Genomic DNA, 23,780 nt, shown 5'->3' on the forward strand with positions numbered 1-23,780 from the left:
AAAAATCAATTTATATGAAAAATATAGCAGTTATAGGATACGGAGTCATTGGAAAAAGGGTGGCAGATGCCATCAACTTACAAAACGATATGAAGCTTTCGGGAGTATGTGATATCATTAGCGACTGGCGAATTCAAAATGCCGTAAGAAAGGAATACGACATTTATGCAGCAACTAAAGATGCTGCTGATAAAATGAAATCTGAAGGGATTTCGGTAAAAGGAAGCTTACAGGAACTTTTAAAGAAATCAGATCTTGTTGTGGACTGTACACCCAAAAAAATTGCCGCTCAGAATGTCGTTATCTACAAGGAGCAAAACATCAAATTTATTCTACACGGTGGCGAAAAACACGAAACCACAGGGCATTCCTTTAGTGCAGAAAATAATTACAAATCAGCTCTAAACTTGAATGCGACAAGAGTAGTTTCCTGTAATACTACGTCTATTTTAAGAACCTTGACCGCTTTAAAAAGAGCCGATTTATTGGATTATGCCAGAGGTACACTTTTAAGAAGAGCTACAGACCCTTGGGAAAGTCATTTGGGTGGTATTATGAATACGATGGTTCCCGAAAAAGATATCCCAAGCCATCAAGGTCCAGATGCTAAAAGTGTTGACCCAGAACTGGATGTCATCACCGCAGCGGTAAAAGTACCCGAAACATTGAGCCATATGCACTACTGGAATGTGAAATTGAAAAAACAGGCGACAAAGCAAGAAGTGCTAAATGCTTTCAAAACGTCCAGCCGTATTAAATTGATTCAATATGACCAAGGTCTGGTTTCTAACAATACCATTAAGGAAATGTTCTTGGATATGGGAAGGCCTTGGGGCGATATGTACGAAGTAGCACTATGGGAAGATATGCTGAAGGTACAGGGAGACGAACTCTTTTATGCCTACGTGGTCGATAACCAAGCTATTGTAATCCCGGAAACAATTGATGCTATTAGGGCATTAACTGGAATTGAAACAGATGGTACAAAATCCATAGCCAAAACAAATGAAAGTTTAGGAATCCATTAAATACTATCAAGATGAAAACAGACAAGAATATAGTAGAACTTTTAGGAGAAAAAGCAGACTTCTATTTAGAACACGTTTGTGAAAAAATAACAAAGGATGAATTGCAAGTGCCAAGCAAAAATAGTTTAGAAAAAGTATTTGGCAGTAGCAACAGAAATCCGCAGGTGCTTCGAAGTCTTTCACAATTGTACAATCACGGAAATCTGGCAGGAACTGGTTATTTAAGTATCCTTCCTGTTGACCAAGGTATTGAGCATAGCGCGGCCTTTTCATTCTATAAAAACCCAGATTATTTTGACCCAGAGAACATCATAAAACTTGCTATGGAAGCTGGTTGCAATGGTGTGGCATCCACGTTTGGTGTATTGGGATTGAACGCCCGAAAATATGCCCATAAAATCCCTTTTATCGTCAAGATTAACCATAACGAGCTACTTACCTATCCAAATAAATATGACCAAACATTATTTGGTAAGGTAAAAAATGCCTGGGATATGGGAGCAATTGCCGTAGGAGCTACGATTTATTTTGGTTCAGCAGAAAGCAACAGACAGCTAAAAGAAATAGCTGAAGCTTTTGAAGAAGCACACAATCTGGGAATGGCCACCATCTTATGGTGCTATACACGGAACGAGGCATTTAAAACCAACAAGGAAGATTATCACGCAGCTGCCGATGTAACTGGGCAGGCAAACCATTTGGGTGTTACTATTCAAGCAGACATCATCAAACAAAAATTACCTACCAATAATTTTGGTTTCAAAGAGATAGGATTTGGAAAATATGATGATGAAATGTATAAAACCCTTACCACAGACCACCCTATTGACCTTTGCAGGTTGCAAGTAGCCAATTGCTATATGGGTAAAATAGGGCTGATTAATTCAGGTGGTGGTTCCAAAGGCAAATCAGATTTGTCCGAAGCTGTAACAACTGCCGTCATCAATAAAAGGGCTGGTGGCTCTGGGCTGATAATGGGAAGAAAAGCATTTCAAAAGCCCTTTAGCGCAGGCGTAAGAGTATTACAATCTGTTCAGGAAGTGTATCTGGATAATAAAATTAATATAGCATAATCAACAGAATGTTTGACACAGAGATAAAATCATTAAAATCACTTAACCACTACCTCCTTAAACTGGTAGAAAGCCGTCTATGGCTTAAAGTAATCATTGCTTTGTTGTTAGGTGTTGGATTTGGTCTGTTATTGAGTCCACAAAATGGATGGATTTCTAAAGAAACAGCAGATATCGCGGGGAATTGGCTGGCATTGCCCGGTGTACTATTTCTGAAACTGGTTCAAATGATTATGATTCCGTTGATTGTGGCTTCCATCATCACAGGAATCGCAAGTAATGATAAGGACAGTTTAAAAAAATTAGGTGGTGGTGTTTTACTATATTTTTTGGGCACAACAATAGTTTCGGTTAGCATTGGTACGATACTATCCCAAATTTTTAGACCGGGTCGCTTTTTACATCAACAGGCTCTAGCTGAACATAATGAAATTACAGCTGTTCCAACGGAAAATCCAGAGCTTTCCTTCGGAATTGAAACGATTCCTGATGCCATCTCAAACTTACTTCCCGAAAACCCGTTGGCATCTATGGTAAGTGGTGAAATGTTAAGCATTGTAATTTTCACAATCATTATTGGTGTAGCTGTGCTATCACTTGAAAATGCCTTACTGCGCCCAGTGAAGCTGCTTCTAAGTGCCATTCAGGAAGTCTGTATGACAGTAGTAAAATGGTCAATGCTTCTAGTGCCTATTGCTGTTTTCGGACTTATGGCGCAGCTCACCTCTAGCGTTGGTTTGAGTTCTCTATCTGGCCTCACCTACTATGTGGGTGTCGTCTTGCTCGGTCTGTTATTCTTAGTGATTTTCTATTTAGGGCTAATTGTGCTTCTTGGAAAATCAAACCCTATGCATTTCCTGAAAAAAATAAGGGATGTTCAGCTATTGGCTTTTTCAACCACAAGCTCTGCCGCTGTGATGCCACTTTCTCTTCAAACAGCCGAAGAAAAACTAAAGGTGGACAAGACCATTAGCAATTTTATCATTCCCATTGGCGCAACCGTCAATATGGATGGTACTGCACTCTATCAAACGATAACAACTCTTTTTATAGCCCAAGCCTATGGACTGGAAATGAGTTTACTCAATATTATTGTGGTCATTGTAACTATCGTTGCTGCTTCAATCGGCACACCTGCCATTCCCGGAGGTGGTGTGGTGATACTCGCTTCTGTTTTGGGAAGTGTCGGTATTCCAGCCGAAGGCATCATCATTATTATTGGTGTAGAAAGATTGTTGGGAATGTTCAGGACTACTGTAAACGTAACGGGTGACCTCACAGCTTGTATGGTTTTTAATAGATTTTATGGTAAAACCCCAATATTGGTTAATGATAAAACTTTAAAAATATGACATTACTACTCATATCCATATTTTTCATTTTTCCTGTGGTCGCTATAGCAGGATATCAACATTATAAGATTGTTAAGCACCCAGCTTATGATGCTGACAAAACACTCTTAAATTATGAAATTATAGGTGCGGGTGAAAACAAACTCGTTTTGCTGCACGGTTTGACAGGGTCATTGAATTATTGGAAACGCAATTTAGAAAGCATTTCAAAAACACACACTTTGCTATTAATAGACCTTTTGGGTTTTGGTGATTCGCCAAAACCACAAAGTGATTATTCGCTTTCAGTTCAACTTAAAGCTTTAGAATTGGTTTTGCAAAAAGAAGGATTCAATGATGGAAAAACCATAGTTGCCGGTCATTCTATGGGCGCTATAATTTCAATGGCCCTATTGGAAAAACACTCAAATTGGCTCAAAGCAGGCATTTTTATTGGAATACCTGTTTATCAGGATGCAGATGAATTTAAAAAAATTATGTCCTCACATTCCTTTGTGGACAGAATATCAACAAGCAGATTCTCTAAATACATCTGTATGATTCATCCCATTTTTATGTCGCGTGCATTTAAACCAGACAACCTCACGGATGATGTTTATGAAGATGCAAAAAAACACCATTGGCAGAGCTACTATTATTCGCTTACGAGGATAATCCTAAAAACAGATTTATACGGGATTGCAAGAAAGATTAGAAACACAAAAGTGCTTTTCATTCACGGAGCAAAGGACACTACTGCACCGCTCAAAAATGCTATAGACTTATCAAGAGAATTTACAAACGTAAAAACTGTTACCTCTACAGGGGGAGACCATCAGTTCTTTCTAAAAGAAGCAGAATTTGTATGGAAGACCATCCAAGATTTTTCTGTTTCAGATAAAAAATCACAAAAAACAATTTTAAATGAATACTAATAAAATTAAACATATAGGTGTATTTACCTCTGGAGGTGATAGTCCAGGGATGAATTCAGCCTTGTACGCCATTGCAAAAACGGCTGAAGCAACTGGTATAAAAGTTAGTGGTTTTAGAAAAGGATATGAAGGATTGATAGACGGTGACTTGGTTCAATTAAAATCACACGAATTACAAAAACTGACCCAAAAGGGTGGCACTATCCTTAAGACAGCCCGAAGCAAACGTTTTCTCGAACTGGAAGGTCGAAAAAAAGCCTTGCAAACTCTAAATGTAAACAAAATAGACGCTTTAATTGCCATTGGTGGTGATGGTACATTTAAAGGATTACTTGCTTTTTCAGAGATATGCGATATCCCATTCATAGGGATTCCCGGAACTATTGATAACGATATTTCGGGTACGGATTACACCCTTGGTTTTGATTCCGCAGTTAACACAGCCATTGAAAATATTGATAAAATAAGGGATACTGCCGAATCCCATAACCGTGTGTTCATTGTTGAAGTAATGGGAAGGGATTCGGGTTACATCGGTATTCATTCTGGATTGATGGTTGGTGCGGACGCCATATTAATTCCGGAGAGCGGTACGGACTTTATTAACCTTTTGGGTAAGGTGAAAAATTACGATAGCGAGGATGCTTTTCTAATCGTAGTTTCTGAAGGTGACGAAATTGGTGCCGAACTTGTTTCTTCAAAAATAAAGGAAGTCAATCCCAATGTCGATTTACGCATAACAAAGCTTGGCCACATACAGCGAGGTGGAAATCCTTCTGCTTTGGATAGAATGTTGGGCATAAGGCTTGGGGTGGAAGCCGTAAAATCGCTTTTACAAAGTAAAAAGAATGTAATGGTCGGGATTTTAAACAATCAATTGCACTTAACCCCTTTTAATGAAGTGGTCAAGCAACATCAGGTCAATAAAGAATTGCACGAACTTTTAGAACTATTTGGAACATAAATTATGAAAACAACAATATACAGCACACATAAATTCGATAAGCCTTCCATTGAAAACGCTAATAAAGGAAAACATCAATTGAATTTTCTGGAATTTAGGCTAACAAAGGAAACCGCCTTATTGGCAGAAGGTTCAAAGGCCATAGCACTTTTCTCAAGTGACGATGCCTCTTCGGAAGTTTTGGATATTTTACACAAACTAGGCATAAAATTTATCGCATTACGTTCGGCAGGTTTCAATCACGTCGATTTAGAAAAAGCAGCTGAATTGAATATAAAAGTGGCCCGTGTCCCAGCCTATTCACCTTATGCCATTGCAGAACATACAATGGCTTTGATACTTGCATTAAACCGAAGACTGATTAAAGCCCACAATAGAGTGCGCGAACAAAACTTTTCATTAAACGGTCTCACTGGTTTTGACCTAAATGGGAAAACCGTTGGCGTGATTGGAACAGGAAAAATAGGGTCTGTACTCGTAAAAATACTTCACGGATTCGGCTGCAATATTCTTGCCCAGGATATAGAAGAAAGCAAAGACCTAATTGATAAATATGGCGTAATCTATTCAGATTGTGCGACGCTCTGTAAGCACGCAGATATAATAAGCCTGCACGTGCCATTAAAAGCTTCAACAAAACATTTAATAAATAAAGAGCATATAGCACTAATGAAATCTGGAGTAATGCTCATCAATACAAGTCGTGGTGGGTTGGTGGACACCAAGGCAGTTATCGAAGGATTGAAAACTAAAAAAATAGGGTATTTAGGACTGGATGTTTATGAGGAAGAAGAAGGGTTGTTCTTTGAAGACCATTCCGATGACATTTTGCAAGACGATGTGATTGCACGCTTAATGACTTTCAACAATGTACTAATTACAAGCCATCAAGCTTTTTTAACCAAAACCGCATTGACCAATATTGCAGAAACAACCATATATAATCTGGATTGTTTTGAAAAACAAAAACCTTCTGGAAATGAAATTAGCATTAATTAATAGTTAAAAACAAATATTATGAAAAACATACTCGTACCAACAGACTTTTCAAAAAATTGCAATAAAGCAGAAGAACTCGGAATTGAAATGGCAAAGCTTTACAATTCCGAAATCCATTTTTTCCATTTGATGAAAACCCCCGTAGAATGGGTAAAGTTGGATAAACAAAAAGAAAAACAGTACCCAGAAACAGTAAAAGAAATAGGAAGTGCAAAAGCCTCCTTGAGAGCACTGGAAAAAAAAGCAGAACAACAAGAGCTTGAATGCAGGACGTTCCTTGAGTTTGATGGCGGACAGGCAAATATACTTAAACACTCCGGTCATTTTCACCACGACTTTATTGTTACAGGAAGCAGCGGCACCCGAGGTGGAGTGCGCGAATTACTGGGAAGCAATGTAGAGAAAATTGTAAGAAAAGCCGATGTCCCTGTAATTGTGGTTAAGGATGAAAAAGTAACTTTTCCTTTTAATAATATTGTTTTTGTTTCAGATTTTCTGGAAGATGTGAGCGAAGCATTTAAGCAGGTTATTTCTATTGCGGAAAAGTGCGGTGCACATCTTCATTTATTGAGGGTTAATACTCAGACCGATTTTAACAGTATAGAACAAGGGTTGGATCCCATCAAGGAGTTCCTGAAAAAATTCCCCGATTTGGATAACTTCTCAATGAATGTATATAACGAACAAGACGTAGAAACAGGGATAAACAATTTTTTACGATATAAAAATGCCGATTTAATCGCAATGTGTACTCACGGACGTACAGGCTTTTTAACTTTATTCTCTAAAAGCATCGCAGAGGGTGTAACCAATCACTCCGAATTACCAGTAATGACTATTAAAATGTAACAATGAATAAATCAGTCTTAATAAAAAAATACTCTGGTGAGTACGAAGCCTTTGATGTAAACAAACTCATCAACTCCCTGCGGCGTTCACGGGCAGATGAGGATATTATTCAGGATGTAGCCCGGAAAGTACAAGAGCAGATTGAAGAAGGAATGACAACCAAAAAAATCTATCAGTTGGCTTTCAAGATGCTAAAACGAAAATCTAGGGTAAGTGCCTCAAAGTACAAGCTCAAAAAAGCTTTAATGGAACTAGGTCCAACCGGTTTTCCATTTGAAAAGTTAGTAGGCAAACTATTGGCACACGAAGGATTTTCAACACAGGTTGGTGTCATAGTTCAAGGCAATTGCGTTCAGCACGAAGTGGATGTGATAGCGCAAAAAGGAAATAAACATTATATGATTGAATGTAAATACCATAGTGACCAAGGCAGGTTTTGCAATGTAAAAATCCCATTATATATCCATTCACGGTTTTTGGACGTGGAAAAGCAATGGAAACACCAAAAAGGTCACGAGGCTAAACTTCATAAAGGCGGGGTTTACACCAATACGCGTTTCACAACCGATGCCATTCAGTACGGGAAATGTGTTGGAATGCTTATGACCAGTTGGGATTATCCAAGAGGAAATGGTCTCAAGGACAGAATAGATAAATCGGGGCTACATCCCTTAACCGCTTTAACAACACTTACCAAAGCTGAAAAAACAAAATTATTGGATCAAGGCATCATACTCTGCAAGGAGCTACACGAAAATCCAGACTTTTTGGAACAAATGGGTATCAGTAAGCTAAGGCAAAATAAGATACTCGAAGATTCAAGAGAATTATGTAGATCCCATTAATTCAAATAATGAATAATTACTAATTTTTAAAAATAATACAAATGAAAACTGAAGAATTGCAAAAACAGGGCAACATAGATTTAGAACCATTTTACCAGGCATTGGAAGATGACTCAAAACTACTTGAAGAAGCCCTTGAGATATTATTGGAAATGGTTCACTTTGAACCTAAATCAGTAAAGAAATTGGCTCTTTTTATTAAAGAGGATTCTCGTAATCTATATAAAGAAATAGTGGAATTGAGCAAATCAAAACAAGATAAAGGAAATACACCTTCCTGCTGTGGTGGACTCTAAATAAATACTATAAAGATGGATAACAATAAAATAAATATTCACTTTTTAGGTGCAGCAGGTACGGTAACCGGCTCAAAATATTTGGTGGATACAGGAGATAGAAAGATACTTATAGACTGTGGCCTCTTCCAAGGGTTAAAGGAATTACGCCTTAAAAACTGGGAGTACCCACCTGTTAATGTAGGTGATATTGATGCTGTTTTGCTTACCCACGGTCATATGGACCATACAGGTTATTTACCCAGATTGGTAAAACAAGGCTTCAATGGTCCCATTTATGGTACGAATCCTACTTTGGACATTGCAAAAATCATTTTGAATGATAGTGCAAAAATACAGGAGCAAGAAGCCGAACGTGCCAATAAGGAAGGCTATTCCAAACATAGTCCCGCAGAACCATTATACGATTTAAAGGATGTAGAAAAAACTATCCCACACTTTAAAGGAATTCCACAATCACAATGGATTCCGTTATTTGATGGTATTAGGGCTCGCTTCCAATACAACGGACATATTCTGGGTGCAACCTATATTGAGTTGGATGTGCACGGAAAACGTTTTGTCTTTTCAGGAGACATTGGTAGAACCAATGATTTATTGCTCTATCCACCCCTTAAACCAAAAAAAGCGGATGTGCTTTTCATTGAATCCACTTATGGTGGAAGGTTTCATCCCGATGAAATAGAAGCACTTCCGCAGATTGAAAAATTGGTCAATGACACTATCAATAGAGGTGGAAGTCTTTTTATTCCAAGTTTTTCGGTAGAACGCGCCCAACTGATGATGGTGATTTTTTGGAAATTATTGAAAGAGAAGAAAATCCCAAAAGTACGAATGATAATGGACAGCCCAATGGGCGCTAGTGTATTGGAATTGTTTCATCGCACAAGGGACTGGCACAGACTAGATGAGAATGAATGTGATGAAATGTGTTCACATTTTACGGTCGTAAGCAGTTATCGGGAAACTATGGAATTACGAACCGATAACAAACCAAAAATTGTGATTGCAGGAAGCGGAATGCTTACTGGCGGAAGAATGCTAAACTACCTTGAAACACAGGCACAAAACCCCAACAACACCTTGCTTTTTGTGGGTTATCAAGCTGAAGGTACGCGAGGCAGAAAATTATTGGAAGGCGATAAGGAACTAAAAGTCTATGGAAAATGGGTGCCCTTTGATATGGAAGTTGCAGAAATTGAAGGGCTTTCGGCACACGCAGACCACGCAGAACTTATGGACTGGATGGATAAGATAAAAAACAAACCCGAACGTATTTTCATTGTACACGGTGAAAAAGAGAGTGCAGAAGCATTGCAAAAAGGCATCAAGGAAACCTATGGGTGGGATGCGGAAATTCCGCAATTATACACCATCGAAGAAATAGAATAAATCGAAAAATCACAACAACCAATAAAATATGGACACACACTCAAACATATTAAAATATAAACATCTCGGAATCTATACCCAAAACGAAAATGTAGTGTATATGCGCGAAGATTGCCACGTCTGTATTTCAGAAGGGTTTGAGGCACTTACCCGAATAAGAATATCCAATGCAAATACATCAATCGTAGCAAGTCTTAATGTCCTGAATTCTGATATTCTGTTGCCTAATGAAATCGGACTATCAGATGCTGCTGCGAAAAAACTCAATGTTTCCCCAAACGATACATTATATGTTTCCCATTTAGAGCCTATTGAATCCTTAAGCCACGTCAGGGCAAAAATCTATAACAAAAAACTGAATTATAAGGCCTATAACAACATCATAACCGATATCGTGGAAGGCGATTATTCCAACATCCACCTTTCGGCATTTATTACTGCCTGTGCTGGCGACCGAATGGATATTGATGAAATATCCGACCTAACGAAAGCAATGATTGCTTCCGGAAAGCAACTGAACTGGAACAAGGATATCGTGGTCGACAAACATTGTATTGGCGGATTGCCTGGCAATAGGACAACACCATTGGTAGTTGCCATTGTTGCCGCGTATGGGCTTACTATGCCAAAAACATCCTCACGGGCAATCACTTCGCCAGCAGGCACAGCAGATACAATGGAAGTACTGACCAATGTTACGCTCTCTTCCGAGGAAATAAAGACCGTAGTAGAAAAAGAAGGCGGATGTTTTGTTTGGGGCGGTACAGCGCAGTTAAGTCCTGCCGATGATGTGCTCATTAAAATTGAAAAAGCCTTGGATATTGATAGCGAAGGTCAGCTCATCGCTTCAGTACTCTCTAAAAAGGCAGCAGCTGGTTCTACTCACGTGGTCATTGATATTCCCGTGGGAGAAACCGCCAAGGTTCGCAGTACCGAAATGGCAGAAAAACTAAAAAATCATATGGAAACCGTTGGGACATCTGTTGACTTGAATGTAAAAGTTGTAGTTACGGATGGCACGCAGCCTGTTGGAAGGGGTATCGGTCCAACATTAGAAGCCATAGATATATTAAAAGTTTTGAAAAATGAGGAAGATGCACCTAAAGACTTAACAGAAAGAGCATTGCTTTTAGCTACTGAACTATTAGAACTTTCTGGAAAAGTAGAAAAAGGAAAGGGACTGGAAACCGCACGTGAAATTCTCAAATCTGGTCAGGCTTATAAAAAATTCCTTGCTATTTGTAATGCGCAAGGTCGCTTTTCAAAACCTGTTTTAGCACCCTATAAAACCGAAATTAGAGCAGAAAACTCTGGGGTTTTAAAGCGCATAGATAATAGAAAGATAGCAAAACTCGCCAAGCTTTCCGGCGCACCGCAGTCTAAATCGGCAGGGATTCTTTTGAATGTCCATTTAAATGAAAAAATTGAAATAGACCAATTATTATATACCATATATGCTGAATCCAAAGGCGAACTCAACTATGCTCTGGAATATAAAAACAACCATAACGACATCATAACTATAATTTAAAAAACTATGAAAACAATATTATTCTGTCTTCCCGGAAATGAAGAACTCACAGAACTAATGGCTACAAAAATGGATGCTGAAGTGGGCAAAGCCATTTTGCGTAAATTCCCTGACGGGGAATCGTACACACGCATCTTATCTGATGTTAAAGATAAATGTGTGGTACTGGTATGCACCTTGCACGAACCAGACGAAAAACTATTGCCCCTTTATTTTTTAAGTCATACTGCCAAATCATTAGGGGCAATGTGCACCTGTTTGGTAGCGCCCTATTTGGCATATATGCGGCAGGACAAAGTATTTAATGAAGGCGAAGGGGTAACTTCTGGTTTCTTCGGAAAATTGATTTCTGGTTTCGCCGATAGCATTACCACAGTTGACCCTCACTTGCACAGAATTAGTTCGTTGGGAGAAGTGTATCAAATTCCAAATAAAGTAATTCACGCTGCCGATGCTATTTCAGATTGGATTAAAGAAAATATCGAAAACCCGGTACTTATCGGACCTGATTCTGAAAGTGAACAATGGGTATCAGAAGTCGCCAAAAATGCAGGAGCACCATTTACGGTATTACAAAAGGTGCGTCACGGTGACCGTGATGTAGAAGTCTCTGTTCCCGATGTGGATATATATAAAGATGCTACACCCATTTTGGTAGATGATATTATTTCCACAGCCCGAACAATGATTGAAACCGTACAACATCTTAAAAAAGCAGGAATGAAACCACCTATTTGTGTAGGCATTCACGCCGTTTTTTCAGGAAACACCTATCAAGATTTATTGGATTCCGGAGTAGAAAAAATAGTGACTTGTAATACCATCCCACACTCTTCAAATGGAATAGATTTAAGTGATATTATGGCAAAAGAGGTAAAAAAATTAATGCACCATATATGAGAAAACAAGGCTTTATAGTACTAATCACTTTATTCAGCATCACAATGACTGGACAAACTGAAATGCTCATTGGGCAGATTTCAGGCAGAGTTGTTATTCGGGAAAACTTTGATAAAGAAGGTGATTTTCTCAATAAACAAACTTTTGAAGCTGGAGAAACAATAAAGGAAAATGGATATTATGAAATAAAGGTAGTTACAGAATTGTTTGACAAAAACAAACAATCAACCGATAAATACACTACTACCTACCGTTGTGAGCCAGATGACGCCAATGTAATGATAATGGCTTTTCCGTTTTCCAAGCCAAAATCAAAAGAAACCGAAATTAATACCATTTCTGAAAATTTTAAAAAGCTCTACGATTTACAAAACTTGAAAGATATTAAATTGGAAATGAGTTTTGACTCGGGCTTGTTAAACTTTTTTGGTTCCAAAAGCATCATAAAAATTTATGACCGAAAATTAGAGGATGGGAAAAACACTATAAAATCAAAAATTAATATTAAAGCCTATGCCTGGGGAATTCGCATTAAGCAACTCAATTATACCGTTATCGAAAAATTAAATGAAAAAGGTTTATTGACTTTTCAGAAATTTTCAGAAGCAGATAACAGCTATTTTACAATAAACTATAAATAAAGACAGATGAAAAATTACGATACACTTTCTGAAGCCATAAACGATTTACAGGGAAATGGCTATACATATGATTTTAACCTAAAACCAGAATGTTTGGAGTGTGCCTCACTAAAAATTGAAATACACCCAGAAGATTTTAATGTTGACGAGATGCATCGTTTTGAGGGTATGAGCAGTACCGACGATAATAGTGTGCTTTATGCTATTTCATCAAAAAATGGGATTAAAGGACTTTTGGTAGATGCCTATGGCGTCTATGCCGAAAACATTTCGGAAGCTATGAGAAAAAAATTACGATAACACTTAAACAAGACAATAATGGAAAATCACGAACACCACAATCACGATGAAATGGACCATTCTAAAATGGACCATTCGAAGATGAAACACAAAAAAGAAGACCATTCTAAAATGAACCACAAAGGTGGAGACCATTCTGGCCACAATCCAGGGCACGGAGAACACGGGCACGACCATCATAAAATGATGATTGCCGATTTTAGAAAACGGTTTTGGGTAACCCTTGTACTTACTATTCCCATACTGTTCTTCTCGCCGATGATTCAGGACTTTTTTGGATATGAGTTTTTGCTTCCCGGAAATCCATATATCCTTTTTGCACTTTCCACAATCGTATATTTCTATGGTGGTTGGCCATTTTTAAAAGGATTCTGGTCTGAAATCAAAAAAGGTGCGCCAGGAATGATGACCTTGATTTCTATGGCAATTTCTGTAGCTTATTTTTATAGCACCGCGACCGTATTTGGCTTAAGAGGCGAAGACTTTTTCTGGGAGCTATCAACACTTATAGCCATAATGTTGCTTGGTCATTGGATAGAAATGAAAAGTGTGTTAGGTGCGTCAAAAGCTTTACAGTTACTGGTAAGTATGATGCCTGCGGAAGCGCACAGGGTAAAAGGCGACATCATAGAAGACATCCCTCTTGAAGATTTACTAAAGGATGATGTGATTTTGGTTAAACCAGGTGAAAAAGTTCCTGCTGATGGGATTATAGTAGACGGTTCAAGTTACCTGAACGAATCTATGCTTACAGGCGAATCCAAACCTGTAAAAAAAGATGAAAACGATAAGGTTATTGGTGGTTCGGTAAATGGTAACAGTACCTTAAAAGTAAAGGTTGAGCATACTGGAAAAGATAGCTATCTCAACAAGGTCATCAAAATGGTCGAAGAAGCGCAAAAAACCAAATCAAAAATGCAAAACCTCTCGGATAGAGCTGCAAAATGGCTTACCTATATCGCATTAGGTATTGGTTTTGGAACATTAGCGGTATGGCTGATTTTAGGCTTTCCATTTGTCTATGCTTTAGAAAGAATGGTTACCGTTATGGTCATTGCTTGTCCACACGCATTAGGTCTTGCCATACCACTTGTGGTTGCTATTTCTACTGCTGTTTCAGCTCAAAACGGGTTATTAATTCGAAATAGGACAGCTTTTGAAGAATCCCGAAAAATATCAGCTTTATTGTTTGATAAAACGGGAACATTGACCAAAGGCGATTTTGGCGTTACTCGAATTGAGTCTGTTAGCGAAACTTATTCATCTGAAGAAATTTTAAGGCTTTCGAGTGCATTGGAACAAAGTTCGGAACATCCTATCGCCGTAGGTATTATTAAAAAAGTCAAAGAAGATAATATGACCATCCCAAAGCCTGAAAACTTTAATGCAATTACAGGTAAAGGCGTTGAGGCCAATGTAGAAGGTAAGCAAGTAAAAGTGGTTAGTCCTGGTTTTTTAAGGGATGAAAAAATCACTATTCCCGAAGACGCATACAGTGATGCCGCTGAAACAGTTGTTTTTGTCTTGATTGATGGAAAATTAGCTGGTTACATTGCTCTTGCCGATGAAATACGACCAGAATCTGCCGAAGCCATAAAAGTCTTTAAAAAGAATAACATTAAAGTTTTGATGGCAACAGGAGATAACGAAAAAACAGCCAAAGCTGTAAGTGATAAGCTTGGCTTGGATGGTTACTATGCTGAAGTGCTGCCACATCAAAAGGTAGAAATTGTAGAAAAGTTACAAAACAAAGGAGAATTTGTGGCTATGACTGGCGATGGTGTAAACGATGCGCCTGCACTTGCAAAAGCTGATGTTGGTATTGCCGTTGGTTCCGGAACAGATGTGGCTGCTGAAACTGCCGATATTATTTTGGTAAATAGCAATCCACAGGATATTGCCAATCTAATTCTATTCGGAAAAGCGACCTATAACAAAATGATTCAGAATCTAATCTGGGCTACGGGATATAATGTAGTGGCTATTCCTTTAGCAGCTGGCGTACTATATTCTTCAGGCTTTGTTTTAGGACCTGCCGTTGGAGCTGTATTTATGAGTTTGAGCACCATTATAGTGGCCATTAATGCACAATTGTTAAAAAGAAAAATCGGTAAAAAATAAATGGAAAGAAAAGAAAAACTCAACAGGATATTTTTAATCCTGTTGAGTTTATTTGTAGTGATGTTGGGCTATGGTATATTATTGCCAACCCTTCCTTACTATACCGAAAGATTAGCTTTAAAAGACAATCTTGATACCGATTTAATCAACTTCCATATTGGACTGCTTACAAGCATTTATCCATTATTTCAATTAATTTTTGTTGTGGTATGGGGAAAGCTTTCAGATAGATATGGACGTAAACCAATTATCATTGTTGGGCTAATCGGCTTTGTAATTATGCAATTACTTACCGGTCTTGCTACATCATTGACGATGCTATATGTTGCTCGCATCTTTGGTGGTATTTTCACGTCATCAGTTATTCCAGTTAGCAACGCATATTTGAGCGACATTACTTCTGAAAAACGAAGAACAAAAATAATGGGTTGGTCGGGTGTTGCCATTAGCTCTGGTGTTATTTTTGGCCCTGTCATTGGTGGCTTTCTGTCTCAAACTGACCTTCATTTAAAATATACGATAGGTCTGCTGCATTTAGACCGATTTTCAGTACCCTTTTTGTTTGCCGCTCTTCTAGGACTTATAGTCTTATTTGTAGTAGCAAAATGGTTAAAAAACACCACTCGCGTACATACGTTCACAACACAAAAAGCGAGCTTGCGATTCACATTTACCAAATATTTTGTCGTATTACTGGGTCTGTCGTTTGTCATCCAATTTGTAGTAACGCTGTTTGAAACTGTCTTTTCAATATATGGGAAAGATGAATTAGGATTTAACAGTAACCAAATAGGTATTGGTTTTATGCTATGTGGTTCAATAATGGCTGTTTTACAACCTTTGTTCGCTACTTACGGAGAGAAGTTTTTATCCACAAAGAAACAAATTGCATTAGGGTTGTTTATATCTGGATTATCCTTAATTGTCTTTCCCTTTTTTAAGAATGAATACTTGGTATATGTGTTAATCGTTGTTTTCGCTGCTGGAGGTGCTATGGTAACCCCAAATTTACTTTCTGCGGTCTCATTAATATCAAAGCAAAATACTGGCAGGAACATTTCTATTCAGAGCTCTACTAATAGCGTTGGTCAAATTCTAGGGCCTGTTTTAGGGACTTGGTTACTCGCAGGTGGTTTTTACTACCCTTTTATAATTGCTGGCAGCATTGTCTTGGCTGTTATTGGTTTTTTATTCTTTTTCAAAAATCCACCATAAAAAAATAAGCACATAACCATATTTATTGATAATTAACCCAAATCTAAAGCCCCAAATATTTTGCATAAGCTGATTCATAAAATTTTAGATAATTACAAAGAGGAAATAAAAGCAGTTGAGGAATCTAATCTTAACGATTTCAATAATGTTGAACAAGGTATTTCCATTTCAAGACAATACTTACAGCAATTGCGAGTTTGTGTAAGAGAAAATGAATTTCAAGACAAACAAAATGAAATCATATTCTTTAAAAGTATCCGTCCGAGCCGTTTTTCTAGAAGTGTGTATCTCAACAACTACCTATAATAGTTTTCACTCTGGATCCTCAGAAGTAAAGGCAATTTCTTTCCCTTGTGCCCTTGCTTCCTTAACTATGGTTTGCATATATTCTGGTAATGAGTTTAGAGGCAGCATCAGGTCATCTACCATGACTAAATCGCTAAATGGATCATTTTCTTGCATATGCCCAGTAGAGAATTCTGAGTTATAATACCAAAGGTTGAACATCTTCTTAATTTCAGCAGCTTTATTGGTCACGGTACTAGATTTAGTGCCGAAGTGGTTATGAATACTTCTGCTGGCAATATAAGGTTCAAAGGATTTATCAAACAGGAAATTTATTGAGCCTATAGTAGAAATCACTGCAGCGGCCCATATCTCGGGCTTTCCTCTTTTAAAAGGGACTTCTCTTTTTCTGCCCATTTTCTTAATAAGTTTCTCACAGAGCGCAGCATACTCTTCATTTATTTCCTGAATACAGAATGTTCTTGTAAGGTCTATTAACAATGTTTCTTTAGCCTTGGTCTCTTCTTTACTCATAATGATGCTTTTTTATACCCCGGTAGTAACTCCTCCAGTTTTTGGATGCTATGATCAGGTATTCTTTGCAGGGTATCCTCTAACCACTCCTGGGGATTCACACCATGCATTTTACAACTCCCAAAGAAGGAATATAACATAGCCGCATTCTGCGCAGCCTTGTGAGAGCCTGCAAACAAGAAATTTTTTCGACCGAGAGCCAATGGACGAATAGCATTCTCAATGAGGTTATTATCCAATTCGATCCTCCCATCTTCAAAGATCACCTCGAACTTAGGGTATTGATTTATAAAGTAGGTCATGGCTTTTCCGATGGCACTTTTAGGTAACACTTTAAACTGCTCTTCCTGGATCCAGGTTTTGATCTGTTGCAGTAGCGGCAGCACCTTTTTTAATCTTAGTTTTTTGCGCATATCCGTATCACCAGCTGCTTCCTCTTTAATCGCTCCTTCCTGCCTATAAATTTCACTAAATATGGCCAATGCTTTTTCTGCCCTTGCTTTATCCTGGTCCCGGGCATCCACAAATTTTCTCCTTGCATGAACCAAGCAGCCTGCCATAGTAATATCAGGATCAATTCCGATCTTATCATAAACACCCCATCCATCGCACTGGACGTAGCCTTTATACCCATCAAGGAGTTCTTTAGGCCCCTGTTGACCGCGTCCTTTCCGGTAATTAAAGAGCACCAGTTTTTGCAAGGGGTCGTGATAGACCCATTGGTAGCCTTGATGTGTGCTGCCTTTTTTATCACTATCGAGCACCTTGATCGGACTTTCATCAGCCTGGATGTACCCGTCTTCAAGTATTTTTTGCTTCAAGGTATTATAAAGGGGTTTCAACAGCTGACAGCAACTCGCCATCCAGTCACTCAAGGTACTGGAGGCCGGTTCCCAGCCAAACTCTCGTTTAAAACGTTGAATCTGGCGATAGAATGGCAAGTGGTCAATATACTTACTCACCAGAATATAAGCCAGTAAACAAGCCTCGGCAATAGATTTTTCGATAGGACGCGTGGGAAGTGGCGCGATTACCACCCCTTGCTGGTCTTTCCTGGCATACTTAGGACGAATGGTCCGTCTTTTAACCAGACTGGCCGGGGTATACTCCAGGGTTTCACTAACTTCCTGGCCAATCTTTTTTAGTGTACTTACATCTTCCACTGGTTCCAGAATGACTTCCCGTACCGGAAGGTGTTCCGGCAAGCTGCTACGGCCCGGATGTTTTTGTTTCTCCCGGGTATAGGTGATGGTTTCTTTGGGGCTAGCTACTTGCCCAGTTTTATCTGCATTTTCAGAAAAAAGTGATAGTTGCTGCTCCAGAATTTCAGGAATAAAGTGTTCCGATTTAAAGCCCTGGATCAGCTTATAGAGTTGCCCGAGTTGTACCTCCATAGCAGAGATCTTCTCCTTGAAGGCTTCGTTGGACGCTCGAAGTTGCTGGTTTTCTCTTTGTAGCTCCTGATAGGTCATCGGGTAGCTAAAATACTACCCTTCTTAAAAATATACCAGTATTTAACCGGCTTTTTTATAGCGTTTTCTTCGGGTCATATTGGTGATGGCTACCCCGTCGATGAGCATCACCAGTTGGGTGTAATCCAATTGGAGTCCTCCCACGGATTCATCGTAATCGGGCAATTCAAAAGTACCACGCTCCAGGCGTTTATAGTACAACACAAAGCCCCCGGACTGCCAATGCAGTAACTTGACCTTATTGCGCGCTTTATTGATAAAAATATAGACCGAACCATCCTGGGGACTATGGCCTAATTCTCCAAGGACCAGCCCACATAACCCATCGAAGCTTTTACGCATATCGGTACCAGGAAGATATAACTGGTAATTCAGGGAACTGCTTAAAGCAAACATTACAGGGGAATTTCAATTTCTACGCCATTCCCTAAACGGATGTGCATACTCCTGGAGGATATTGGAGTGGTAGAAAGATTGGCTGATAAAGAAACAAAATTGCTTTTTTCCGGTTTTTTGCTTTCCTCCTTGAGAAACTTGTTTACCCAATAGCAGAGTTTTCCTTTGCTAATCCCATGGTCACGGGCAAAAGCCGTTTGACTTTGTCCTGATTCATAATAGCTGGTGACCAGCTTACGCATTTCTGAGGTAGAAGATCGGGTCATTTTTAAGTATATTTAGACCGCTAAATTATAACCTACACGGTTCTCAGAAAAGATGCACTTAGACGGACGCATACGAAGAAACAGAGAGGGTAAGAAATTCAAATAGCTTACTTCCCGCTGTTTCTGGTGAGAATGTTATTCATTTTTCCGCCATTCCATGGTTGAGATTCACCAGTATTTCACATGCAAGAAGTTTTACTTTCCCAGACAGTAGTCCAAAAATATCTTTTGGAAAAGTGGAACATAAAAAGGATAAGAAAACAATGCCTATATCTATTCACGCACATCACGCTTTATTGGATGGATATCACCTAGCCCTTTTTATTGAACACTTTCAGAATTTAATGGACTGTACAAGTACGAACGGAAACCATACATAACAAGATTAATCGTAGTGGTCCATTTTAATTCTAAATTAACTGCTTTCCAATTAAGAATTATCTACTTTTAAACAGTTCGGTTTTAAGGGAGGAGGTCAGTAACAGTGGTATGACTATAAAACGCTTTAAATTAAAGCTATAAATTTAATTTGTTCTTTATAACATCAAAGACGATCAAATAATATAAGTCTTGATGTTCTTTTAAGTTTAGTGAATGATTCAGTGAATATATCCTCCTGAGAAGATATAAAGTGGCTGGTAATAGGCTTTCCGAAAGGCAGCAAGTTTCCTGCCACCCCGACTTCTTAAAAATCATTTTAACCTTTCCTCACCACCAAATGGCTCAGTCCCGGATCATTTAGTAACCGTTCCATTTCCGATTGGATAATATCTTGAATATCCTGTTTGATTTGGAAATAATTCCGCTGTACCATGCCCGAATCCAACTTTCGGATCACTTCAATGTCCTGGTAATTTTGTTCCTCACGCTTAAGGCTATCATGGTCATTGATAATCTCGCAATGGAAAGCTTTCAAGTCAATCTTACAATCAGGATTATCCGTTACCATGCCCACAAATTCACCAGAGCTTAAACTTGAGATTTTGGAAGGTGGTATCGCTACTTCCAATTGTTTGGATCGACTAATCGAGGTATCTCCGCTGTTGATGGAATAACTTTCCCTGTCCTGCATGATTTTACCAAAGCGTTCCGATAATTGTTTAGCGGTATCACCTGTCACCTGACCACTAACAATATTCCCAGTAATATTCATAATCACATCTGCCTGTTCACGGCCGTAATCTTTGCGGAGCTGACTAAAATCCTGAATGCCCAGACAGGTAGAAACCTTATTGCTTCGTGCAGTAGCGATCAGGCTGTCCATATTGTTCAGGTAGATGGTCGGGAACTCATCAAAAATAAGGCTGCTCTTTAGCTTCCCTTTTTTGTTCACCAGCTTAATTAATCGGTTTACATAAAGCGATAATACCGCTCCATAAATTTGTATTTTCTGCGGATTGTTCCCCATACACACAATCTTTGGATCATCCGGATTATTAATATCCAGATTAAAATCATTTCCCGATAGCACATAATACAATTGCGGGGATGAAAGCCTTGCCATCGCCACTTTTGCCGAAGCTATCTGGCCTTCCAATTGTTCCATGACATCATTCAAATAAGCGTTAACAAAAGGATTTATCAGTACTTCAATTTCCTTTTCGGTACGAAGCAAAGAAAATAGGCTATCATAATCTACCTGCATCAATTCTATTACATGCGGCAAGGTGCAAAATTCTCCATCCTTGTATTTTTTCAGATACCAGATAATAGCCGTCAGAAAGTTAATCGGAGATTCCACAAAGAAGTCTCCCTGACGTTTGATCCATTCCCTGTTTAACCCCATCAAAATGGTACGGGCACTTTCTGCCGCATCGGTAATATCGGTCATAGCTGAAGGTTCCAAGGGATTGCATCGATGGCTCCGGGTGAGATCATCAAAATTAATCACATAAAATGCTGGTGGCTTGATGTATCGATGTTGATTTTTAAGCCAGGTGTTATAAGCTATTTTGGAAAGGTCATCAAACTTAAAGTCATATACGAACATACTAAACCCTTTCCGAATATGCTGGGTAATCACATGGCGTATGACAAAGTAAGATTTTCCGGAACCGGGTGTTCCCAATACCATAATCGCCCGAAATGGATTAATGATATTGACCCAACTTTTCCGATGCTTATCCTTTAATTGATATTGGGCAGGAAGGTTAATGGAATATTCATTTTCCAGCAATCGTTCTTCCTGTGGAAAGGTTTCATTTTCCTTATTAAAAATATCCTTGTTATTGAGTTTGTCCCTTATGATTCGGGAAAGTAAAGTTCCTCCCGTCAATACCAGTAGAAAGCCTATTCCTGTGAGTGCCATATACAGGATAGCAGTGGTCACCATTGGTATGTTCAGCTTCATACACAGATAGCTGATAGAATAAATAAGCAGTCCGGTAATCAGATAAGCAAATGCTGTTCTATTATTTAATTTCTCATCCTTTTTCCCTTTGGCTCCTAAAAGGGATATACCCAAAAAACAAAGTGCAATTAATTTCGATTTGTGAAAACTGCTGAATAATCCCGTCTTATAAATATTGCTTAAAATACGGTCACTAAAAGTGCTGCTCCATCCCCATATTTCAAATGCCCTGTAACAGTAGTAATAGAAATGGATGATTAAAATGGAAATGCTGATGAGCCTGGTCATATCCAGTATCTTTCTCAGCGCCTGTTCATTTTCTCCGGTGTGCATTGCCATAGCTTTAATTTTTTTTACTGATTATTATTCAGGTTTCTTTTTTTCTTCTTTTTACGTTTCTTTTTAAGCTGATTAGGTAAATAATTCGAGGTGTTTTCTGCCTGGGTTAAAACCTCCAATACATTTTCTTTTCCTGTTAATATGGAAACAGATTGATATTCTTTATCAACTTCTTTGGTTTCTGCCGCAGCGGCAGTCTGTGGCTGTAACCCAATGGTTTGTTTCGGGTCGGGATGCCTTAGCAAATCCTGTCCTGAAACCCTTTCCGGTAAACACCTTTCCTGAATAGCTTTGGCACTATAGGCTTTGCCCAAAACACTTCCGTTAAAAACACATTTGGTTTGGTGATCTACATAGGTGATTCCGTATAAAATTCCGTTAGCGTTTTGCCTAAGCACAGTATGGATACCCTGTTTTTCCAATGCAGATATAAGTTCTGGAATGGATATCTTTTTTGATAACAATTTCTTATCCACCGCATTTTTTATCCGTCTTTTAAAAGGTGTTCGTTTAGTGGCATTTTCTTTGAATTTCTGCTCCAGAAATTTCAAAGTTGGTTTATTATAAAACAGGCTGGCTTTGATAGGGACACCTACCGCATTCCCATCCGCATCCAGCACCCGGTATAACAATCCGCCAGTTTGATAAACCTTTGAATTTTCCGTTCCTCGTTCTGCTTTTACATTATATTGATTGAGTACTGCATTTAGTTCCGGAAGGCTGGTATATTTGTATGGATTCAACACATTTTCCAGAATGTTCTGAATAGCCATTTTGGTTTGCGATTTGCCATACATTGCCTTGCCTACAACTATGGGTTTTAACTGATAATTTTCATCTTTTTTTTGGGCTTCAGCCTGCACCAAACCAAACTCTTTTTCCAATGCTTTTCGAGCTGGTTCAGATTTACGAATACCCAAATGGTGCAAGTCAATTCGCTTGCCGTCCGCTTCAATATTAGTAGTCACCAAATGGATGTGCGGATGCCCTGCATCGTGATGTTGATAGACCAGATAAGGTTGTTCACCGAAACCGATTTTATCCAGATAACCATTGGCTATTTCAAGCAGTTTTTGTTTAGGTAAATGCTTTTCTGAAACATCAAAATTGAGAGAAATATGGACACTATTCCGCTTGGTTTTTTCATTTAATTCCATCTGTTTTAGGAAGCGATTGAGCTTCATGGTAAAGCTCATTTTATCCGGGTCAACAGGGTAATTTCCTGCTCCGATACACTCGGCTACTCCCTGCTTTACCTTGTTCTCATTGTAGTTTAAAATGCGGTGAATGGAGTGTCCTGTTTTAATTACTGCAACCATATCTCTGCCATTTTTTTGATATGAGTTTTAATCTCATCCACCTTATTGAACAGGGTTCTTTTTTCCACTTCGTAGGTGATCAGCCAGTTTTTAAATTCCGCAATTCCATGAAGTGTATGCAGCTTTTTTACCGCCTGATTAAAGTTGTTCCCCACATGGTTAAGTTCCTTTCTAAGTTTACCCATCTCCACCATAAAATCATCGGCAGATTGGTTGCGGTAGGTAGTTACAATGGGCTTTTCAAAAAGGCTGTGACGGACATATTCGCTTAGCTTTCGGCAGGTGCTGTTTTGCCATTTCTTTTCAATTTTTTCATACTCATCGGGTGTCAAACGCAGCCCGATAATGCGTGTTCTGTTTGATTTTTTTCCTTCCATCTCATTCTCCTTTATCCTGTTA

At 38.7% G+C, this 23,780-nt stretch carries 23 protein-coding genes and 1 pseudogene; 17 read left to right on the forward strand and 7 right to left on the reverse strand.

What is annotated here, in order from left to right; translation table 11 throughout:
* Positions 1–14 precede the first annotated feature (14 nt).
* From ZPR_RS16100 to ZPR_RS16175, 16 genes are read left to right on the forward strand one after another with little or no spacing between them, the layout of a single operon-like run.
* Positions 15–1,028, forward strand: a complete 1,014-nt coding sequence (locus tag ZPR_RS16100) for a type II glyceraldehyde-3-phosphate dehydrogenase (RefSeq protein ID WP_013072806.1) — start codon at positions 15–17, stop codon at positions 1,026–1,028.
* A gap of 11 nt (positions 1,029–1,039) precedes the next feature.
* Positions 1,040–2,101, forward strand: coding sequence for a class I fructose-bisphosphate aldolase (locus ZPR_RS16105; RefSeq protein ID WP_013072807.1), 1,062 nt, complete (start codon positions 1,040–1,042; stop codon positions 2,099–2,101).
* Positions 2,102–2,109: 8 nt separating this feature from the next.
* Complete coding sequence (locus tag ZPR_RS16110) at positions 2,110–3,453, forward strand: dicarboxylate/amino acid:cation symporter (RefSeq protein ID WP_013072808.1); 1,344 nt, start codon at positions 2,110–2,112, stop codon at positions 3,451–3,453.
* Positions 3,450–4,367 (forward strand): alpha/beta fold hydrolase, encoded by a 918-nt coding sequence (locus ZPR_RS16115; RefSeq protein WP_013072809.1) that lies wholly within the window; start codon positions 3,450–3,452, stop codon positions 4,365–4,367. Before ZPR_RS16110 ends, ZPR_RS16115 begins: the two co-directional genes overlap by 4 nt.
* On the forward strand, positions 4,357–5,331 hold the full coding sequence (locus ZPR_RS16120) for an ATP-dependent 6-phosphofructokinase (RefSeq protein ID WP_013072810.1): 975 nt from the start codon (positions 4,357–4,359) through the stop codon (positions 5,329–5,331). The genes ZPR_RS16115 and ZPR_RS16120 overlap by 11 nt, the downstream gene beginning before the upstream one ends.
* A gap of 3 nt (positions 5,332–5,334) precedes the next feature.
* Positions 5,335–6,330, forward strand: coding sequence for a 2-hydroxyacid dehydrogenase (locus tag ZPR_RS16125; RefSeq protein ID WP_008616405.1), 996 nt, complete (start codon positions 5,335–5,337; stop codon positions 6,328–6,330).
* A gap of 18 nt (positions 6,331–6,348) precedes the next feature.
* Positions 6,349–7,179, forward strand: coding sequence for a universal stress protein (locus tag ZPR_RS16130; RefSeq protein ID WP_013072811.1), 831 nt, complete (start codon positions 6,349–6,351; stop codon positions 7,177–7,179).
* Positions 7,180–7,181: 2 nt separating this feature from the next.
* Positions 7,182–8,024 carry an ATP cone domain-containing protein gene (locus ZPR_RS16135; protein WP_013072812.1) on the forward strand — a complete coding sequence of 281 codons (843 nt, stop codon included), beginning with the start codon at positions 7,182–7,184 and terminating at the stop codon, positions 8,022–8,024.
* A gap of 41 nt (positions 8,025–8,065) precedes the next feature.
* Positions 8,066–8,320: a hypothetical protein gene (locus ZPR_RS16140; RefSeq protein WP_013072813.1), complete on the forward strand. Its 255-nt coding sequence runs from the start codon at positions 8,066–8,068 to the stop codon at positions 8,318–8,320.
* 15 nt (positions 8,321–8,335) lie between these two features.
* Complete coding sequence (locus ZPR_RS16145) at positions 8,336–9,712, forward strand: MBL fold metallo-hydrolase RNA specificity domain-containing protein (RefSeq protein ID WP_013072814.1); 1,377 nt, start codon at positions 8,336–8,338, stop codon at positions 9,710–9,712.
* 28 nt (positions 9,713–9,740) lie between these two features.
* Positions 9,741–11,243, forward strand: a complete 1,503-nt coding sequence (locus ZPR_RS16150; RefSeq protein WP_041579016.1) for a thymidine phosphorylase family protein — start codon at positions 9,741–9,743, stop codon at positions 11,241–11,243.
* A gap of 6 nt (positions 11,244–11,249) precedes the next feature.
* Positions 11,250–12,143: a ribose-phosphate pyrophosphokinase gene (locus ZPR_RS16155; RefSeq protein ID WP_013072816.1), complete on the forward strand. Its 894-nt coding sequence runs from the start codon at positions 11,250–11,252 to the stop codon at positions 12,141–12,143.
* Positions 12,140–12,784, forward strand: a complete 645-nt coding sequence (locus ZPR_RS16160; RefSeq protein ID WP_041579017.1) for a hypothetical protein — start codon at positions 12,140–12,142, stop codon at positions 12,782–12,784. Before ZPR_RS16155 ends, ZPR_RS16160 begins: the two co-directional genes overlap by 4 nt.
* A 6-nt stretch (positions 12,785–12,790) precedes the next feature.
* Positions 12,791–13,084 (forward strand): hypothetical protein, encoded by a 294-nt coding sequence (locus ZPR_RS16165; RefSeq protein WP_008616393.1) that lies wholly within the window; start codon positions 12,791–12,793, stop codon positions 13,082–13,084.
* An 18-nt stretch (positions 13,085–13,102) separates the two neighbouring features.
* Positions 13,103–15,205: a copper-translocating P-type ATPase gene (locus tag ZPR_RS16170; RefSeq protein WP_013072818.1), complete on the forward strand. Its 2,103-nt coding sequence runs from the start codon at positions 13,103–13,105 to the stop codon at positions 15,203–15,205.
* On the forward strand, positions 15,206–16,420 hold the full coding sequence (locus tag ZPR_RS16175) for an MFS transporter (RefSeq protein WP_013072819.1): 1,215 nt from the start codon (positions 15,206–15,208) through the stop codon (positions 16,418–16,420). It abuts the gene before it with no gap.
* Positions 16,421–16,732: 312 nt separating this feature from the next.
* Here the strand turns inward: ZPR_RS16175 and ZPR_RS16180 are convergent, their stop codons facing one another.
* Genes ZPR_RS16180 through tnpA form a run of 4 tightly spaced genes read right to left on the reverse strand, consistent with a single transcriptional unit; the run spans position 16,733 to position 19,373 of the window.
* Entirely contained in the window at positions 16,733–17,239 is a 507-nt protein-coding gene (locus ZPR_RS16180) for a DUF6398 domain-containing protein (RefSeq protein ID WP_013072821.1), read from the reverse strand.
* Positions 17,236–18,711 (reverse strand): IS66 family transposase, encoded by a 1,476-nt coding sequence (gene tnpC / locus ZPR_RS16185; RefSeq protein ID WP_013072822.1) that lies wholly within the window; start codon positions 18,709–18,711, stop codon positions 17,236–17,238. The genes ZPR_RS16180 and tnpC overlap by 4 nt, the downstream gene beginning before the upstream one ends.
* Positions 18,712–18,753: 42 nt before the next feature.
* Entirely contained in the window at positions 18,754–19,107 is a 354-nt protein-coding gene (gene tnpB, locus ZPR_RS16190) for an IS66 family insertion sequence element accessory protein TnpB (RefSeq protein ID WP_013072823.1), read from the reverse strand.
* On the reverse strand, positions 19,107–19,373 hold the full coding sequence (tnpA, locus tag ZPR_RS16195) for an IS66 family insertion sequence element accessory protein TnpA (RefSeq protein WP_013072824.1): 267 nt from the start codon (positions 19,371–19,373) through the stop codon (positions 19,107–19,109). The genes tnpB and tnpA overlap by 1 nt, the downstream gene beginning before the upstream one ends.
* Before the next feature lie 101 nt (positions 19,374–19,474).
* Between tnpA and ZPR_RS23050 the strand changes: the two are divergent.
* Positions 19,475–19,753 (forward strand): annotated as a pseudogene (locus ZPR_RS23050) (CatA-like O-acetyltransferase); the annotation flags it as partial.
* Positions 19,754–20,070: 317 nt separating this feature from the next.
* Here the strand turns inward: ZPR_RS23050 and mobC are convergent.
* From mobC to ZPR_RS16210, 3 genes are read right to left on the reverse strand one after another with little or no spacing between them, the layout of a single operon-like run.
* The gene (gene mobC / locus ZPR_RS16200) at positions 20,071–22,056 is read right to left on the reverse strand and encodes a conjugal transfer protein MobC (protein WP_041580061.1); all 1,986 of its coding nucleotides are present in this window, start codon (positions 22,054–22,056) and stop codon (positions 20,071–20,073) included.
* 20 nt (positions 22,057–22,076) lie between these two features.
* Complete coding sequence (locus ZPR_RS16205; RefSeq protein WP_013072826.1) at positions 22,077–23,381, reverse strand: relaxase/mobilization nuclease domain-containing protein; 1,305 nt, start codon at positions 23,379–23,381, stop codon at positions 22,077–22,079.
* Positions 23,369–23,758: a plasmid mobilization protein gene (locus ZPR_RS16210; protein ID WP_013072827.1), complete on the reverse strand. Its 390-nt coding sequence runs from the start codon at positions 23,756–23,758 to the stop codon at positions 23,369–23,371. The genes ZPR_RS16205 and ZPR_RS16210 overlap by 13 nt, the downstream gene beginning before the upstream one ends.
* Between the last annotated feature and the right edge of the window lie 22 nt (positions 23,759–23,780).

The organism is Zunongwangia profunda SM-A87 (assembly GCF_000023465.1).
Lineage (GTDB): Bacteria > Bacteroidota > Bacteroidia > Flavobacteriales > Flavobacteriaceae > Zunongwangia > Zunongwangia profunda.

Bases quoted from the DNA above. Each gene is read 5' to 3' on its own strand.
- ZPR_RS16210 (WP_013072827.1), bottom strand. From the start codon at position 23,758: ATGGAAGGAAAAAAATCAAACAGAACACGCATTATCGGGCTGCGTTTG.
- mobC (WP_041580061.1), bottom strand. From the start codon at position 22,056: ATGCACACCGGAGAAAATGAACAGGCGCTGAGAAAGATACTGGATATG.
- ZPR_RS16110 (WP_013072808.1), top strand. From the start codon at position 2,110: ATGTTTGACACAGAGATAAAATCATTAAAATCACTTAACCACTACCTC.
- ZPR_RS16140 (WP_013072813.1), top strand. From the start codon at position 8,066: ATGAAAACTGAAGAATTGCAAAAACAGGGCAACATAGATTTAGAACCA.
- ZPR_RS16170 (WP_013072818.1), top strand. From the start codon at position 13,103: ATGGAAAATCACGAACACCACAATCACGATGAAATGGACCATTCTAAA.
- ZPR_RS16165 (WP_008616393.1), top strand. From the start codon at position 12,791: ATGAAAAATTACGATACACTTTCTGAAGCCATAAACGATTTACAGGGA.
- ZPR_RS16160 (WP_041579017.1), top strand. From the start codon at position 12,140: ATGAGAAAACAAGGCTTTATAGTACTAATCACTTTATTCAGCATCACA.
- ZPR_RS16125 (WP_008616405.1), top strand. From the start codon at position 5,335: ATGAAAACAACAATATACAGCACACATAAATTCGATAAGCCTTCCATT.
- ZPR_RS16115 (WP_013072809.1), top strand. From the start codon at position 3,450: ATGACATTACTACTCATATCCATATTTTTCATTTTTCCTGTGGTCGCT.
- ZPR_RS16120 (WP_013072810.1), top strand. From the start codon at position 4,357: ATGAATACTAATAAAATTAAACATATAGGTGTATTTACCTCTGGAGGT.
- tnpC (WP_013072822.1), bottom strand. From the start codon at position 18,711: ATGACCTATCAGGAGCTACAAAGAGAAAACCAGCAACTTCGAGCGTCC.
- ZPR_RS16100 (WP_013072806.1), top strand. From the start codon at position 15: ATGAAAAATATAGCAGTTATAGGATACGGAGTCATTGGAAAAAGGGTG.
- ZPR_RS16175 (WP_013072819.1), top strand. From the start codon at position 15,206: ATGGAAAGAAAAGAAAAACTCAACAGGATATTTTTAATCCTGTTGAGT.
- ZPR_RS16145 (WP_013072814.1), top strand. From the start codon at position 8,336: ATGGATAACAATAAAATAAATATTCACTTTTTAGGTGCAGCAGGTACG.
- ZPR_RS16130 (WP_013072811.1), top strand. From the start codon at position 6,349: ATGAAAAACATACTCGTACCAACAGACTTTTCAAAAAATTGCAATAAA.
- tnpB (WP_013072823.1), bottom strand. From the start codon at position 19,107: ATGTTTGCTTTAAGCAGTTCCCTGAATTACCAGTTATATCTTCCTGGT.
- ZPR_RS16180 (WP_013072821.1), bottom strand. From the start codon at position 17,239: ATGAGTAAAGAAGAGACCAAGGCTAAAGAAACATTGTTAATAGACCTT.
- tnpA (WP_013072824.1), bottom strand. From the start codon at position 19,373: ATGACCCGATCTTCTACCTCAGAAATGCGTAAGCTGGTCACCAGCTAT.
- ZPR_RS16135 (WP_013072812.1), top strand. From the start codon at position 7,182: ATGAATAAATCAGTCTTAATAAAAAAATACTCTGGTGAGTACGAAGCC.
- ZPR_RS16150 (WP_041579016.1), top strand. From the start codon at position 9,741: ATGGACACACACTCAAACATATTAAAATATAAACATCTCGGAATCTAT.
- ZPR_RS16105 (WP_013072807.1), top strand. From the start codon at position 1,040: ATGAAAACAGACAAGAATATAGTAGAACTTTTAGGAGAAAAAGCAGAC.
- ZPR_RS16155 (WP_013072816.1), top strand. From the start codon at position 11,250: ATGAAAACAATATTATTCTGTCTTCCCGGAAATGAAGAACTCACAGAA.
- ZPR_RS16205 (WP_013072826.1), bottom strand. From the start codon at position 23,381: ATGGTTGCAGTAATTAAAACAGGACACTCCATTCACCGCATTTTAAAC.